Source organism: Cyclonatronum proteinivorum (genome assembly GCF_003353065.1).
Classification (GTDB): Bacteria; Bacteroidota; Rhodothermia; order Balneolales; family Cyclonatronaceae; genus Cyclonatronum; species Cyclonatronum proteinivorum.
This window is the reverse complement of the sequence record NZ_CP027806.1, coordinates 750,846-767,030: the sequence shown is the minus strand read 5'-3', so window position 1 is coordinate 767,030 and position 16,185 is coordinate 750,846. Positions and strand designations below refer to the sequence as shown.

Here is a 16,185-nt window from a genome sequence, read left to right as displayed (position 1 = left end):
TTTATTGCGCAACTGCTCGCTTTGCTGAAGCCATCCTGAAAACATTAGCGTTCTTTATTTTTTGCTGTTTATTGAGGCTGCCGGGTAATCGCCTTTTGCTTGTTCAGAAGGAGGAAAGTCCGAACACCTACCGGTTCCGTGCTTCCTAACAGGAAGGGTCCGCCTCATGGCGGATACAGACAGTGCCACAGAAAATATACCGCCCCGGCTTGCCGGGGTAAGGGTGAAATGGTGGGGTAAGAGCCCACCGCGCTTTAGGCGACTAAAGCGGCAGGGTAAACCTCACGGGGTGCAAGGCCAAGCAGGCAGTATGCACCACCGGTTGCTATGCTGCCGGGTAGGCCGCTTGAGGTGCCGGGTGACCGGCATCCCAGATAAATGATTACCACCCTTATTCCATAAGGGCACAGAATTCGGCTTACAGGCAGTCTCAATTTTTCTCTTCAACAAAAACCATAAAGCTGCGCAGCCTTACTTTATCTATATTATGCACGAGCTGACCTCCACCTCCGGCCTCAGAGCGTTTCATCACCTAACAGTACAGAAAACTTAGCCTATGAGATTTGAAGTTTTAGTCATTGATGACGATCAAATCACCCTTATGCTGCACAAAACCCTTGTATCAAGGGCCGGACTTCATAATGACGCCAAGAAATTCCTGAACGGAAAGCTGGCGCTTGATCACATTATCGAAAACGACGCAGACGACATCGCCTACCTTGCCCTCCTTGATATCAACATGCCCGTTATGGACGGCTGGGGATTTATGGACGGCTACCTCGCCGCAAACCTGAAATCAAAGCTCTATGTGGTGATGATTACCTCATCGGTAGATAATCCGGACCGCGAGCGGGCCGAAAGCTACCCCATGGTGATAGATTACTTCACGAAACCGGTTGTGAAAGAGCAGGTCGCTAAACTCAGCGAACACGAAGCCATCAAGCCACTCCTTTCGGCATAACTTACTTTAGGTCAGCCGACGGTGCGTAAGGCAGGGCAGCTTTGATCTGATTTCGGCAAGAAGCTGCGGCTCGACTTCGGCTATGACGGCGGTTTTCGCGCCATCAGCCGCCTCGGCAATGACACGCCCCCACGGATCGGTAATCAGGGCATGACCGTACGTTTGTCTTTTTTTACCGTGAAGTCCGGTCTGCGCCGGCGCTATCACATAGGCCGTATTTTCGATCGCCCTTGCCCGAAGCAGCGTATGCCAGTGCGCTTCCCCCGTTTTTTGGGTGAAAGCCGAGGGCACACACAGCAGTTCTGCCCCGGCCTGCGTCAGTGCCCGGTACAACTCCGGAAAGCGCAGATCGTAACAAATGGAAAGCCCGAGGGTCAAACTTTCGGGCTTTTTTTGTGCCTGTTGGATTTTGGCTTTGTTTTTGGTTTCGGGGGATGACTTCCCAAACCGGTCGAAAATCCGGGCTGTAACCGGCACCGCTTCGCCCGCCTGCACGTAGCCCGACTCCAGATACTTCTCCTCTTCGGAAACGATCACGTCAAACAGGTGCATCTTGTCATAGGTCGCCAGAACCTGACCTTCCGGACCAAAAAGCTGCGCACGGTTAAACACCTTACCCGAGTCTCCACCTGCCGGCACCGGATAACCGCCAGCCAGCACATAAACTCCAAAATGTTTTGCCCACTGCGGCACCTGCTCCAAAACAGCCGCGCTCACCTCCCGCACCTGATCCGTCATCAAACGCTCATCACTCAGCCAGGCAAAATTCTCCGGCAGCCCAATCAGCGAACACCCCTCCCCCGCCGCAGATTCAACCAGCTCAAAAGCCTGCCGCAGATTGTGTTCGAGATCAGGTTGGCTGTTCATTTGGAGGGCTGCGATTTTCATGGTATTGGTGGGATTGATTTATGGAATGGTGAGGTGGATGGATTTAAAGGAAGGTAGCATGGACGAAACCGACTTCAAAAAAACGGGCGGTTTTTTTGTGGGATTTTGTAATGGCTCAGAGTACATTACCAAAAGTCGTAGCTTATTTCATGTTTCCTGTTCACAAACCGAATCTCCCATAGTTCAGCAGTACTTCTGAAAGCCCCGCTGCGAGACTTTGACAGGGAGCGCTAACCTCAAAAAGCACGGGGTGCACCGCCGGTTTGGGATTTTTCACAAGCATGAAACCCAGTGATGTGCAAGGGGTTCCCCCAAAAAAGAAAGACGGCTGAATGAGCCAAACGGCCTGAAATCGGGTTCATTCGCTTGCAAAGTTAGGATGTGCTGCAGCAGACCGTCTTCAGTTGTGTGTGCGAGCCTTGTTTAGTTCCTTTCCAGTACACAAAAAATATTTTAAATGTACTGCAATGGATATTGAACCGGTTTCTGAGTTTCGGAAGAAATCCGCTGATTTCATCAAACGCCTGAAGAAAGACAAACAGCCGATCATACTTACGCAACATGGCAAGGGGGCAGCGGTGCTGATGGACATAGGCGAATTTGAGCGCATCTCAAAAAAGCTGGCGCTGCTTGAGGACCTGCTCGAAGCAAAACAACAGGTCGAACAAGGGATAACATACACCATGGACGAAGCCAAAGCACGTATTGAAAATCACCTGAAAAAGTGAAGCTAATTTTACCGAACGGTTTTTGGATCGGGTTGAAGCGTGCACCGACTACATTGCAGCGGATGATATTCAGGCCGCCGTAAAATGGGCACAGGGTGCCTTTGAACTTTGCCAGCAATTGGCTGCGCACCACAATCGGGCAGAATGGTACCCGAGTTCCGAAGACCTGAAATCAGAGAAATCATACACGGAAATTATCGGTTAGTTTATGAAATAAAGCCCCTTCAGATTGATATGCTCACGATTTGGCACGTTCGGCAACAGCTGCCGGATGATCCGAATAAAGATAATTAGGTGCGCTGATCTTTTGAGGCCTTGGTTAGCTGCTCGTTCGCAAAGCTATCTGTTAGCTGTGTGCAGGCATCGGTAAAATGTTTAAAGACCACTCAAAATACGAGTAGCTGAATGATGCTATCGCAGATCGTTAAACCTACTTTAAATGGATCAAGTTAAATACTTGGGGAGCGGATCTGATTTCGTGTTATTTTGTGGGTATGGAAAAAGAATTGATGCACTTGTTTTAACCGGCTGGTTTGCTGGACCGGTTTGAAATTGAGCGTTTTGAGCAGGCCCGGATAGAGGGTAGCGCTATCGCTTCAACATTACACACCTATCTGGTGGAGAAGAATCAGCTTCCCCCTGGTTATGCCCCCGATGAATGGGAATCTAAAGGTTTTTGCGAACCCAACTCAAAAAACTTTTTGCTTGATTATCGAGTTCTCCCCAAGAAATGTACTTGACCCGATTTTTTTTGATGCGGGTTGGGGGATTTTTGGGCAAAAAAAAAGCGCCCCGGGGGACGCTTTTTAAGAGTAAGTTTTGAGATGACATAATAATATTTCAAGTGACCTATTTTTTGATTAAAGGTTTTCAATGATGGCTATTTACTCTTTTGGCAAGTCATAAATATATTGAAATTAAAATTTGTCTCTTACATTTTTAGTTTCAGGGTGTTCTTTCAATATCAAATCATGCTTGTGGGTTGATGTAATTTCCTTCCCATTAACATCTTTAATTAAAGCAGTTGCAATAGCTACACAGGAAGTTTCTCTATTGTGATTTTTGAAATCAAACTTTAGCACAACCTCCGCAAGTTCTAATTCTAATGGTTCATTTTTTAAATTATTGATTAGCGAACGAAATAAATATTGAATAATACTTAAGTTCCTGTCATTGTGAGAATAATTGAAGTGATCCGGGGTATAATACTTTTCCAAAATATTGATGCGACATCCCTTTATGTCGTTTTGGTAACAAAGCTCTGCCAGATGATCACACATAGATACAGCTTGCTGTGCAAGGCTTTTGCAATAACCTCTCCAAAGTTTATACTTGGGAAATTTATTGAACTGTCGTGGTAACACTACACAACCATCATACCAATCAACAGCTTGAGAAGGAAATCCAACAAAGAATAATTTTCCTTTCACCCAATCCCCTTCTCGTGGACACCTTTTATCAAAAAAGACAGGTAACATTATTTCTATAAAATGTTGTGCCCCAAATCCTGTGTTTTTGATTTCTAAAAATGAATGGCAATATCGTTTTTCTGCAATATTACTGCTCGTATAGTTTTTGACCTCATTCACCTTCCCCAAAAAAGAATACGTGTTTATTTCGTGGTTCTCTTTTTCCAGGTACGTCTCAATCAAACTTGAGGAATCTGAATAGGAACAGCCAAATGCTATGGCCAGTATTTTAAATTGAAATGGTTTGTTGGGCTTTAAGATATATTTTGAATATGAAAAAAAGGGATCGAAAACAGTGATTGGGGCGCCATGATGCTTAATCACCCAAAAACCATCTGACTTGCTGCTATTTGATATTCCGTACAAAGGTGTCCCCATAATACAGAACCCTTCCAATTCCTTGCCCAAACCCGGAGTTATACGTCTCAACCTGAACTTTTTATCTGCATAGGAATATTCAGTTCTTAACGCAATTTTATAGTGTGAACTATAATAATAAACGGTTCTGTTTACGAGTTCACATAACAACTGGTCTGATTTTCTATAACGCCACGGATGTAAAATGGGCTTAGTGCTTCGCAGGTTGCATATCCAATCCAATTCGTTTTTGATGAAGCTTTCAGAATTACCAGTTGAATTATTGCTTATACCTGAGTTATCGTCTATATATTCCCATAGTTTATGGATGTTACGATCGTCTGTGATTTCGAGCGGAACCTCTGTGTATTGACTTTCTGCCAGCTTTTGTTCAACATCTGTAAATGCGAACTCCTTTCTGAAAGCAATTCTTAGATCTGTGAATGTAGCCTTCCGTTTAATGTCAAATTGAATATATACTTTGTTTTCAGATAAGCCGGCAACTTCGCCTGTTCCGAAAAAACCATTTAATATCCGTGTTCCGGGAATTGCTAATTCATCGCTCATTTTTTTTCCATAACATCACTTGGCTTATTCAATCCTAATCACAGAAATAGTCATCAGACCATAACTCACTACACCCTTCATAATCTCGTGCTGAGGGTACGTTTCTGCCAAGTAACCATGCGATTAGCACAGAACACCAGAAAAGAATAAAAATACAACCAGTTGAATTCAGTTTCCATTAACATCACCGCTTTTTGGTGTTTTAATTTCTCTACCTACGTTGTATTGACTAATACGATTAATGATTTACGCGTGTTGTGTAAAGTACTAAAGGACTGACAGAATCTTTCTCTTAAATATTCGCGAACCCAGCACGAACTTTCTTCTGCCTTATAACGGCTTGGCGATTGTGCGGCGGGGCGACCAACGTTGATGTTCATCAAATAGCCTGAACCGGTCAGCACGAAACGCTTGCTATAGAGCGGGTCTTGGATTATGATTAACGTTTGGCGTGTATGTGCAGTAGCGGATTAGAAGCAATTTCCTTTCCGTTTAGCACAAATTTTCTTAAATGCACAGACCTTCGATTTACCACTTCACCCGCTATTGCCACATACACGCTGTTACCACACGTACTTCTTATTCGCTCAGGTTTGTCAGCGTTGGCTAAGCCATACTCTTTGGCAAGTTTTGGCTTGTGTGTCGGCTGGTGCGACTTGCCAATGTTTATGGCTTTTTACGTTGGCATTATGCTATAAAAATGTGATTTGTGAATAATGTATGAGGTGCACTTACAAGATTTATATCAAATTTCAATGACGGTTCTACTCTTGAACTTGCATTATGAATTCTAAACGAGATTTGCCAACCTTCATTTAACGAAACCAATAAAGTCGTTGTCGAATTGTCTTGGTAAACTATTTCGATTAGTCTTGATGGTAATTTCAATTTAGGTATTCTAGCTTTAGGCTTTACGTTCTCAAATTGTAAATTCAAAGTTCCGCTTAAATTGTAGGCTTGAATTTCTACTTTTTTATTTCCTTTGATTACCTTGTAAAAATCTTCATTTCCTATTAAATATTGAACAAGGTTCTCGGCAACAATATTGGGGTTTTCTTTGTCAAGCCGTAAGAGTTCTTTTCGAAAAGCGTTTAAAATTGGAATGTAAACGACTTGATGCATATTCTCAATCGAAGTCCATTTTGTTGATTTGTCTGAAGCTTTAAGATTCCCCAACATATCAAAAATCGGCTTGATTTCATCAAAATAATTTTGTGAGCAAGGAACTCCTAACCATTTCTCTCCAAAGTCAATGTTTAACGATAATCTTGAATGTTTTACAGCTCTATGATTGTTTTTGGCGGAAATTCCAATTTCCCATTTTTGTAAAGAACGAATTATAAGTACATCACGAACATCTCCTGTTTGTCCTGCCTGGTCACTCACGATTTCAAGAACTAAAATATCTTCTTTACTAATACCATTTGACAATCTTGGCTCAATATCAATTAAGAAATTTATAGCCGCACTTGCCGTAATTCTAAAAGTGTCTTGTTCATCTTCAATAAAACTATCAAAACAGCCTTTTGCATTTTGAAATGGTTCATTTTCAGCAATTGAAACACTTGTTATTGTCTTTAAACGTTCATAAAATTCAAAAAGTAAAGCATATTCAAACGCTTTCCCATTTATTGTTTGAGTTGGGCGTGCCCCTAAGGGTCGGGCTATCCGTTACAAGTCCTCGCTCGTTCCTCGCTGTGGGCTTTCCACTTCTATCCCTCACGCATTAGTACCCTACTAATAATATACCTTTCAATGGCAAGTGCAATCGACTTGAAATATATAGAGTTTCTAAAAAGGTAAATACAATTTCAAAATCCTTATGTCCACGATACGTATTTCTTACTGCTACAACTAAATATTCAACTTCAAACATCATACAAGCCTGGAAAATATCTTTCATATACTGATTGTTTTCAGTAGCTCTACCTGCTTCAACTTCAATAACTATTTTTCCATCTTGGCTTAATGCATCAGCATTATAACTTTTATCAATTCTATTATCTAATCCAAAAAGTACAGGCACATCAATTTTATCATCTTTAGCTTTACTTGTTTCTACCGCATAACCAATTTCAGAAAGTGGTTGATATAAATGTTGAAGAACTTCATTACTCTTTAGGTTCTTTGTATCAGAGTCAATTTTATCACTTACTTGTGTAAAGCAATCAATTACTTTTCTTATTTCAGGCGTAATTCCTTGAGAACGCGGGAAAAACTGATATTGAATCATATTTCTGATAAAATTAGTTGAGTAAGTTCAGCTTCATCAAGTTTCAAATTTTCTTCATCCACAAAATAAAATATACTTTCGTCAATTAATCTTGCGTTTTCAGAAACATAACTCCCATCAACATTCATCAAATTATCATTCAATTTTTCGGTACTAATTTGTCTTTCCCCAAAAGGGAAATTTAATAGTAATGTTGGATATTCTTTTCCTTCAAATTTTATCATTTCCATTATGCTGCTATATTAAATTTCATTTTAGGTGCTTGCGGATGAATCGGTGCGTGTCTTCCACCTGCTTGAATTGTAAATGATTGTTCGTCCCAAGACCTAACTCTATTTCTAGACATAAACATTGACGAAAACCCACCAATCATATATTCGTGATTAGCAATTTTGCAATTTTCCTTATTCGTTTTATTTCCTTCTTTTGCTGGAACAACACTTTCTTTTAAATCGAAAATTGCTTGTTGAAGCGTTATTTTTTTATCTAATGGGTTTGGAAACTGAAAATTAAAATTCAAGTCTTTACGGATACCAACAAAAAAAACTCGCTTTCTATCTTGAGGTACATCAAAATCTGAGGCGTTAAGCATTTGAAAAGATAATTCATAGCCAACTCCTGCATTTTTAAATAATTCTTTTATGTTTTTAAGTGCTTCACTGTGTCTGTCCAAAAGCATTCCGCTTACATTTTCTGCAAGGAAAAATTTAGGCTGTTTAGCTTCTAATATTCTGATAAAATCATAGAATAATTGACCACGTTTATCATTTATTCCACGCATTGAACCTGCTTCACTCCAACTTTGGCAGGGTGGACCACCAATAATTCCATCACATTCAGGAACTTCGTCTGCTGGAATATCTACAATACTTCTCTTGTCTAGAAATGTGTGCGGGTGATTTTTTTCATAAGTTTCCCAAATTTCTTTGTCATATTCGTTTGCCCAAATGACATCAAAACCTGCTTTTTGGAACCCTAAATCAAGGCCGCCTGCTCCTGCAAAAAATGATACTATATTCATATTGCTTTTTCGGTTTGAAGGTTTTTATTAATTGTTCTGCGATATTCAGCCTTTTCTTCGGCCACTTTTAAGAGTTCTTTGGTGCAATTCGTTTCGTAAATCTTTTTCCCGAGTTGGTCTGTCAAAAATTCTTCACGAACTTCTTTCAAGCTTATCCCAAATATTTTTGAAAGTTTAGAAAGTCGTTTTTCATCAAAATCTCTTTTATTGTTTTCGATTTTACTCAAATTTGCCGAATCCAAATTGAGTTTGGCAGCAAGTTGAGTTAAAGTCAACCCTTTTTCAGTCCTTAAAAGTCGGATATACTCCCCAAATGTGGTTTTCATAAGACTTGTCATTTTTTGACAAATTTAAAACAATTTTCTTAATGTCAAAGTCGAGCGATGGAAAAAAATGGCTCTTTTGGTTTTTTCAGCGTTGGCTTGTGTGTCGGAAAAACCAAATGTGCTGTTTGCGGGTCAGCTTTTTAGTATGTGTGGTAACGTCCGAGTGCTTTGCGTTCGGGCGGGATTTTTAGCACAAACGATGATATGAAAACGAAACTTCAACATAGCACAAATGTTCATTCGGAGCGGTCAACCCCGCCTGACGCAAAACACTTGTTAGGCACAGTATTTTAGATTATGTTACAGAGAGTTGCAATACAATATTTGAGAGGTTATGAAGGTAAACCAATGTCGAGGTTTGTGAAAAAGGGTTCAGATGAATACAAGAAGTACAAAGAAGGTGAATCTGATAGAAAAAATGGTTTGCCGAATAGGTATGTTAAAAGTACAGATTAATATTGTGCCTAACTCGTTTATACACGCAATAAACATGCGCTTTACATGCCAATATAGGGTGATATGCGAACATTTATTGCGCATTATTTAAAGTTCCAGTTGATCAAGAGGGTTAGGTATTCTTTGCTTTGTTTGTTGGCTCACATGGGTATAAAGTTCCGTTGTTTTACTACTCTTATGACCAAGTAATTCCTGAATGATACGCAGGTCCGTACCATTTTCAAGAAGGTGTGTCGCATACGAATGCCTCAAGGTATGCACCGTTGCTTTTTTCTTTATCCCACATGCTTGAAGTGCCTTTTTGAAAAGGGTTTGTATGCTTCGGGTTGAGTACTGACCACCAAATTGACCTTCGAACAGATATTCTGATGGCTTATATTCTTTATAGTACACCTTAATCCGTGAGCAATCCGGCCCATTCATAGCCTAAAACGTTTGTATTACTAGCTTTAGCGATTCTGCGTATTTTCACCCAACTGGTGAACCCTCATATAATCGTTTGAGCATGTCAAAAATACAATTTGAGCTTACCTCTACACCAATTACCTCTCATGCAGGTCTGGCTTTTATTGGTCAGGCCCTTGATGATCCCGTGCTGGCCAATGACATCAATGGCCTTTGTTCGCTGCCCCGCAACAAGAATTATATTTCCACCCTTGATACCATTAAGGCCATGATTGGGCTGTTGTCGGTCGGTAAACCTCAGTTTGACGCTATAGCTGAATATCGTGCCGATCCCGTATTTGCCACTGCCTTGGGAATAAAAAAGACCCCCTCACCGGAAACCCTGCGCCAGCGTCTTGAGCAATGCCCGGAGTCATTGAATAATGTCTTTCGTGAGTTCAACACCCGCCTGCTGGCAGCTCATCCGCACCTGCTGACCGAAGATCTGCACGGGCAGACCTGGGCGGTGATTCACTGTGATGTCTCACCCATGGATAACTCCAACAGCCACAAAGAAGGCGTAGACTGGACATACAAACAGTTTGAAGGCTATGCGCCCATGCTTGGCTACATCGGTCCGTATGGTTTGATGATAAACAACGAGCTGCGCAACGGCTCGGCGCACAGCAACACACCCGGCACCGATGCGTGGTTCAAGCAGACCATGGATATGGCTGAGCGTATGACCAGCCACAAGCGGCTTGTGGTGACCGACTCGGGCAACGATAGTGGCGTCAATGTCAGGTTATTTATGCGCCAGAAGGATACTGATTTTGTTGTGAAGTGCAACCTACGCAATCAGGATCCGCAGGAGTGGCTGGATCTGGCTGTGAAGCAAAACGGCGGAGCCGATGGCGAGTACGTAGATATAGGCGCACGGGCATGGTACGGACAAAAGCAAGTACAGATTCCCGGACATAGTGACACCCCTGATGATCCGAAGACTTGCCGGATTGTGTTCCGGGTTACCAAGCGGTTTGCCCGCACGGACGGGCAGTATATGTTTCCGGCTATGATCACCGTCGATGCGTATTGGACGAGCCTGGACTGGACCCCGGAGCAGATACATGAGTTCTACAAGCAGCGGGGTACCAGCGAGCAGTACCACAGTGAACTCAAGACAGATATGGATGTAGAGCGACTCCCCTCGGGTAAATTCAGGGTCAACCAGCACGTGCTGGATATGAGCATGATAGCCTTTAATTTATTGCGACTGGCGGGGCAAGGCATGCTAAAAACAGGTCTGGTGCCGGGGCGAAAAGCCAGGAGCAAACGGCTTCGGCTGCGCACCGTCATCCAGAACCTGATGTATATGGCGGGACGGCTGGTTCAACATGCACGCAAAACCATCATCCGCATTTTTGAGGGTCACGGCTGGGCGGCGCCTGTCATGGCGCTCAAACTTTTACCTCGCGGGTAGCACAGCATACAGCTTGGGATAGAAAACAGACGGCAAAACAGCAAGTGAAACAAAGCCCATGCAGGCATTGAGGCATTGGTATGCATTGTAGCGCCAAAACAAGAGCAAAAACGGTGCTCGAAGAGGTCTTACGGGGATTGAATTGATCGTAATGAACGACTTTGGTGAGCTACAGCAAGCTAAATGATCCAGATTTCTAACAGCTATTGACCTGAGTTCGATTAATAATTAGGCTAAAGTTGATCGACAAATTGTTGAAAAAGCACAATTTATATGTCGGATAAGTCACAACAAATTGCTATATTAAGTCTACCAATAACAACAACATAGCAAAATAAGTCATGACATTATCCGACAATAAAATTACCGAAATATACTGCCTGGTTGACAACTTCTGCATCGGCTTTCATCGCTCAATGGCCAAGCATATGCTTGGAAATACCCCCAAGCGAAAGCCAAATCTGTCTACCAGCGAGGTGATCACAATTATGATTCTGTTTCATCACAGTGGATATCGCACCATCAAGTGCTTCTATACTCAATATGTCAAGGTACACATGTGTCATCTTTTCCCCAAGACCGTTTCATATAATCGCTTCGTTGAGCTTATGGCTGGTGCCAATTTGCCGCTGGCATTATTTGTCAAAGAGTGCTGTATGGGAAAGTGCACCGGTATCTCATTCATAGATTCCACTCCGCTGCGTGTGTGCAAAAACAAGCGTATATCCAACCATAAAGTCTTCAAGGGCATTGGCCAGTTGGGTAAATCTTCAATAGGATTTTTCTTCGGATTTAAACTTCATCTGGCTGTCAATGATAAGGGAGAATTGCTCAACTTCCTGATTAGTCCGGGAAATATGGACGACCGTGATCCCCTTAAAAATCCTAACTTTATCAAAGCTTTTACAGGAAAAATGTATGCAGATAAAGGCTATATCTCAGCGGCACTGTCCAGGATTTTGTTTGATGACGGCATTCATCTGATTACCCAAATACGCAAGAATATGAAAAATTGCCTGATGAGTCTTAATGACAAAATCCTGTTGCGAAAGAGATCTGTTATTGAGACCATAAATGATGAACTCAAAAACATGTGTCAAATTGAACATTCCCGTCATCGCTCTTTCGCTAACTTTTTGTCTAACCTGCTGTCGGGATTAGCTGCCTATTCCTTCTTTCCCAAAAAGCCCGCCATAAAGTATGAATCCGTTCATACTAACCAATTAAGCATGATTTAAAATCGAACTCAGGTTATTGGTAATATTGACCGGAGAATATCAGGCAAAGAAAATTGCTCACGGATTTAGGAGTACAATCTTAATTGTTCCAACGCTTTTTGCGATAGCGGAACTTCTCTGTCTTTTGCCCCTTTAGATGCTCTTATTCGTATTACACCCCGCGTTGAGTCAATATCTGTGAGCTTAAGTGATGTAACTTCACTAATCCGCAGCCCGCCGGAATAAATCAAATAGAAAATCGACTTGTGTTTAGAATTCGTGAAATAACTCAATATCGCCTGAACTTCTCTTTGTGAAAGTACATTAGGTAACTTGTGCTCCCTTTTGGGCCTTAGAGATACGTCCACTCCAATTTCTCTATTGAATTCCACTCTGTAAAACAGCTTTAAGGCATTTACGACCTGGTTTTGATAGGATCTTGAATGCCCGACCTTCACATAGAACTTGGTTATATACCGCCCAATATCTTCATCGGTTAAATCATCCGGGTTTCTGCTTTTTAAAACCGATAAGTATGAACCAACAAGACTTATGTACACCTCGATCGTTCGAGGGCTGTATCTTCTTCTGATCATAAAGTCTTTGAATTTGTTCATGATTTACTTTCTGCCTTACAACGTCCTAGCAAATAAGCGGCGCGGCTAAGTAATTGAATGTAAGCAACAAACCGCAAACGCGTCCGCTTGATTTGCTTTGGGAATAGTACTGCTTGAAAACTCCCTAATTTTTCTATCTAACTCTGTATTTCTTGGATCGTGATTATATTTCAATTGAAACTTTGATGAAATAAATCCAGATATTTGTAAGTAAATATGAGTGTGATTTAATTGATAATTTTGGCCATCTATAACTCCAGCAATTAATAGTTCTATTTCTATATCAAATATTTCATTCGGAGATCTAAAACATAAACTAAAGCTAATTGAATCCATAAACTCAGACACTGGTTTTGCAGATTCATAATTCTGCTTAAGAAGCTCCCGGAAAGTATCCTTTGAAAGTGGGCAAAATATTTTACCACATTCAAACAATTGTTTTAAGTGTAGTTTTATACTTTTGAATAGATCATTTTCTTCTCGAGATATTTTGTTCCACATATTGGTGTCTAAAAAGATAGCTTCTCGATTTGTTATACGAGATAGAGCTTCATGATTATATATTTCTGAGATTTGATGCATGTTTGAGAAAGCGCCTAACTACTTATTGAGCGACTGACAATATACTCCCCCAAGTCGTATAAGTAAAGAAATAGCTACTTATGCGACGCACGGGTAGGCATTAAGTACCAATAATGGTACTTAATGACTTGTAAGGTTTTGGCTTTTTCGGAGTCGTATAGGGAAATACTTATACGACTTCAACCTTTCCAATCCTTCAGGTTAAACCTATGTCATGGAAACCTAAACTACTTACGCAGCTCAGAAACGAAATCAGAACCCTGGGGTATGCCTACAGCACTGAAAAGACTTATGTGTATTGGGTAAGGGATTATATTCTGTTTCATCACAAAAAACATCCCGCTGAACTGAACCATGAACATATTAGGGTCTATCTTAATCATTTGGTCAACAACCGCAACTGTGCACCTTCTATTCAGAATCAGGCGCTGAGCGCGCTTTTGTTCTTATACAAGAAGCTGCTGGATAAGCCCGACTTTTATGTTGAGGGGCTGAATTGGTCTAAAAAACCAAAACGCCTGCCGGTTGTGCTCTCTAAGGATGAAATAAGCAAAATTATCACATCTGCCGATACCAATGTGCAGCTGCATCTCAAGCTGATGTACGGAGCAGGCTTGCGTGTTTCAGAACTCATCCGCCTTCGGATCTGTGATCTGGATTTTGAGCATGGACAGATCCGCATTCATAGCAGTAAGGGGAAAGAGAAGAGTCATGCTGTTAATAATCCTGATGATTTACGCTAACTTGGCACAGCTTCGCTACCATCAGTCACAGAACCGGCGCCTAATTTTAATTGATTCAATAATTGAGTTTTCCAAATAATTGATCTAATATGAAGCTATTTTAATTGAATATTCTTGTCAAATAAAATAATTAATTTTTTTTTCTATAAGCGATGTATGGGTTATGTTTTTACTTTACGCTTATAAAATCGCGGTTTTTATGTGTTTGATGCGGGTTTTTAGATAAGGGTTATTTCGCTCATACTTTTCTTTTTAATTGGCTGGCGCTACTTTTACACTTAAAATTGCGAGTCTTCGTAGTCGTATCCCTTAACCCCGAAGAGTTATAAAGGGTAACCCCTGATTATTGCGGTACTATTTGTTGGAACATACCCGAAAGATCAAAACTCTATCGGTTTGCAGGCTTAGAACAGACACTCCGTTTTCACATGTAGCACTGCTTTATACATCTGCTTTAATGCAATATCTCCACATAAGGACTGCTCATTTGCGAAGGGGTTTTAAGGTTTTGAAGCACTGTGAATCGATGTCGTTTGGGGTGCCTGCGTGATGTTAATTTCCTTATTTATGTAAATCTTGCTGCGGTAATGCGGTTTTAAACCTCCGCTTTTGAGCCGTTAACGCCGGTTGAGGGATTCCCCTTTTACAAGGTTTTCGCTGTGTTTGGGCTGTGTTTGGGTTGTATCAGGGCTGTGTGTGTTTTGCACATTTTACAATTGACCTGTTCCGGGCAGGGCGTTTTGCCGATGGAGCTACGGAAATAGGGCGAATTTGGTACCTCACGGCCCTCTCTGAGGGTCGGGTCATGTTCGGGTAGAGCTTCGGTTGCTCAGTACTCCCGTTGCCCGGACTGTTAACGCTGCACGCCTTAGCACGCAAACACAAGGCGAACGTTTCGGCTTGTTCGCCCTGAGGGGTTCTATCTGCGGTCTGCGGTTCAATCCTGCAGCCCTACGCGTCGTGACCGTCCCGAGCCCGCATGCGCGATCATGGAACGCGGATTATTGGGATTGGGCGGACTTGCGCGGATTTTGATGGGCGAAAATGGAGCTAACATTACCCCCCCCCGCCCACATGTCATCCCGAACGCTTCTCATTGGGGAGGAGCCCAATCAGCGCCCGGTAAGCTGACCAAGCAAGGAATAGTTAACGGCCTCATGTGAGGGATCTCCCAAGCCGGAAATACGCCCGGAAGCCGAAACCCGGATTGTGCGTTAATTCGGAGCGCCTGCTCAGGTCGAACCAAGGGGATCTCTCACAGGAGGCTTCGAATCGCTTCCGGGTAAATCCACCAATGCAGGCTTCGATAAGGCTCCTTGCTTTTTCCCGCTGTTCGAGATGACGTGTTGGTTTAGATGGTTGGGAAATCAAGATCATCATTCCGGCATCATCCCAATCTAACAATCTTCCAACCTAACACTTCTTCCCCCGCCCACATGTCATCCCGAACGCTTCTTGTTGGGTAGGAGCTAAATCAAAGCCCGGTAAGCTGACCGAGCAAGGAATGGTTAACGGCCTCATGTGAGGGATCTCCCAAGCCGGAATACGCATGGAAAGTTGGTTCTCGGATTGTGCGTTAATTCGGAGCGCCTGCTTAGGTCGAACCAAGGGGATCTCTCACATGAGGCTTCGAATCGCTTCCGGATTGATCCGGCTTTTGATGCTTCGATAGGGCTCCTTGGTGTTTCCCGCTGTTCGAGATGACGTGTTGGTTTAGATGGTGGTGGAATCAAGATGATCATTCCGGCATCATTTCAACCTCACAATCTCCAACCTCCCCCCGCCCACATGTCATCCCGAACGCTTCTTGTTGGGTAGGAGCCCAATCAGCGCCCGGAAAGCTGACCAAGCAAGGAATGGTTAACGGCCTCATGTGAGGGATCTCCCAAGCCGGAATACGCATGGAAAGTTGGTTCCCGGAGTGTGCGTTAATTCGGAGCGCCTGCTTAGGTCGAACCAAGGAGATCTCTCACAGGAGGCTTCGAATCGCTTCCGGGTAAATCCACCAATGCAGGCTTCGATAAGGCTCATGGCTTTTACCCGCTGTTCGAGAAGACACATTGGTTTAGATGGTTGTGAAATCAAGATCATCATTCCGGCATCATCCCAATCTAACAATCTTCCAACCTAACACTTCTTCCCCCGCCCACATGTCA

16 protein-coding genes, 1 other RNA gene and 1 pseudogene are annotated in these 16,185 nt (G+C 42.5%); 8 read left to right on the top strand and 10 right to left on the bottom strand.

Annotated features, from left to right (window positions below; all coding sequences use genetic code 11):
• Positions 1-72 precede the first annotated feature (72 nt).
• Positions 73-437: RNase P RNA component class A (gene rnpB, locus CYPRO_RS02940), an RNA gene on the top strand.
• Positions 438-556: 119 nt separating this feature from the next.
• A complete protein-coding gene (locus tag CYPRO_RS02935; RefSeq protein ID WP_114983205.1) occupies positions 557-961 on the top strand; it encodes a response regulator in 405 nt (134 codons plus the stop codon).
• 6 nt (positions 962-967) lie between these two features.
• Here the strand turns inward: CYPRO_RS02935 and CYPRO_RS02930 are convergent, their stop codons facing one another.
• The gene (locus CYPRO_RS02930) at positions 968-1,849 is read right to left on the bottom strand and encodes a carbon-nitrogen hydrolase family protein (protein WP_114983204.1); all 882 of its coding nucleotides are present in this window, start codon (positions 1,847-1,849) and stop codon (positions 968-970) included.
• 467 nt (positions 1,850-2,316) lie between these two features.
• Here CYPRO_RS02930 and CYPRO_RS02925 point away from each other — a divergent pair, with 467 nt between their 5' ends.
• The 3 genes from CYPRO_RS02925 to CYPRO_RS16970 are packed head-to-tail and all read left to right on the top strand — an operon-like array spanning position 2,317 to position 2,871.
• Entirely contained in the window at positions 2,317-2,577 is a 261-nt protein-coding gene (locus CYPRO_RS02925) for a type II toxin-antitoxin system Phd/YefM family antitoxin (RefSeq protein WP_114983203.1), read from the top strand.
• A gap of 22 nt (positions 2,578-2,599) precedes the next feature.
• Complete coding sequence (locus CYPRO_RS16505; protein ID WP_164682388.1) at positions 2,600-2,782, top strand: hypothetical protein; 183 nt, start codon at positions 2,600-2,602, stop codon at positions 2,780-2,782.
• Positions 2,722-2,871, top strand: a complete 150-nt coding sequence (locus tag CYPRO_RS16970; protein ID WP_114983202.1) for a type II toxin-antitoxin system RelE/ParE family toxin — start codon at positions 2,722-2,724, stop codon at positions 2,869-2,871. Before CYPRO_RS16505 ends, CYPRO_RS16970 begins: the two co-directional genes overlap by 61 nt.
• 623 nt (positions 2,872-3,494) lie before the next feature.
• Here the strand turns inward: CYPRO_RS16970 and CYPRO_RS02915 are convergent.
• The 7 genes and pseudogenes from CYPRO_RS02915 to CYPRO_RS02885 form a co-directional block, all read right to left on the bottom strand.
• Positions 3,495-4,970, bottom strand: coding sequence for a hypothetical protein (locus tag CYPRO_RS02915; RefSeq protein ID WP_114983201.1), 1,476 nt, complete (start codon positions 4,968-4,970; stop codon positions 3,495-3,497).
• Between the two features lie 687 nt (positions 4,971-5,657).
• Positions 5,658-6,602: a HaeIII family restriction endonuclease gene (locus CYPRO_RS02910; RefSeq protein WP_270049211.1), complete on the bottom strand. Its 945-nt coding sequence runs from the start codon at positions 6,600-6,602 to the stop codon at positions 5,658-5,660.
• A 94-nt stretch (positions 6,603-6,696) separates the two neighbouring features.
• A complete protein-coding gene (locus CYPRO_RS02905) occupies positions 6,697-7,203 on the bottom strand; it encodes a hypothetical protein (RefSeq protein WP_114983199.1) in 507 nt (168 codons plus the stop codon).
• A complete protein-coding gene (locus CYPRO_RS02900; RefSeq protein WP_114983198.1) occupies positions 7,200-7,433 on the bottom strand; it encodes a hypothetical protein in 234 nt (77 codons plus the stop codon). The genes CYPRO_RS02905 and CYPRO_RS02900 overlap by 4 nt, the downstream gene beginning before the upstream one ends.
• 17 nt (positions 7,434-7,450) lie before the next feature.
• Positions 7,451-8,224: pseudogene (locus CYPRO_RS02895) on the bottom strand (DNA cytosine methyltransferase); the annotation flags it as partial.
• Positions 8,221-8,550 carry a helix-turn-helix domain-containing protein gene (locus CYPRO_RS02890; RefSeq protein ID WP_164682483.1) on the bottom strand — a complete coding sequence of 110 codons (330 nt, stop codon included), beginning with the start codon at positions 8,548-8,550 and terminating at the stop codon, positions 8,221-8,223. The gene CYPRO_RS02890 and the pseudogene CYPRO_RS02895, both read right to left, overlap by 4 nt.
• A gap of 543 nt (positions 8,551-9,093) precedes the next feature.
• Positions 9,094-9,429, bottom strand: coding sequence for a tyrosine-type recombinase/integrase (locus CYPRO_RS02885; protein WP_114983196.1), 336 nt, complete (start codon positions 9,427-9,429; stop codon positions 9,094-9,096).
• An 82-nt stretch (positions 9,430-9,511) separates the two neighbouring features.
• On the opposite strand from CYPRO_RS02885, the gene CYPRO_RS02880 reads away from it, so the two are divergent.
• Positions 9,512-10,870 (top strand): IS1380 family transposase, encoded by a 1,359-nt coding sequence (locus CYPRO_RS02880; protein ID WP_114983195.1) that lies wholly within the window; start codon positions 9,512-9,514, stop codon positions 10,868-10,870.
• A gap of 341 nt (positions 10,871-11,211) precedes the next feature.
• Positions 11,212-12,108 (top strand): IS982 family transposase, encoded by an 897-nt coding sequence (locus CYPRO_RS02875; RefSeq protein WP_114983194.1) that lies wholly within the window; start codon positions 11,212-11,214, stop codon positions 12,106-12,108.
• Positions 12,109-12,173: 65 nt separating this feature from the next.
• Here CYPRO_RS02875 and CYPRO_RS02870 read toward each other — a convergent pair whose 3' ends face one another.
• The gene (locus CYPRO_RS02870; protein WP_114983193.1) at positions 12,174-12,704 is read right to left on the bottom strand and encodes a tyrosine-type recombinase/integrase; all 531 of its coding nucleotides are present in this window, start codon (positions 12,702-12,704) and stop codon (positions 12,174-12,176) included.
• Between the two features lie 45 nt (positions 12,705-12,749).
• Entirely contained in the window at positions 12,750-13,286 is a 537-nt protein-coding gene (locus CYPRO_RS02865) for a hypothetical protein (RefSeq protein WP_114983192.1), read from the bottom strand.
• Positions 13,287-13,495: 209 nt separating this feature from the next.
• Between CYPRO_RS02865 and CYPRO_RS02860 the strand changes: the two genes are divergently transcribed.
• On the top strand, positions 13,496-14,029 hold the full coding sequence (locus CYPRO_RS02860) for a phage integrase N-terminal SAM-like domain-containing protein (protein WP_114983191.1): 534 nt from the start codon (positions 13,496-13,498) through the stop codon (positions 14,027-14,029).
• Positions 14,030-16,185 lie beyond the last annotated feature (2,156 nt).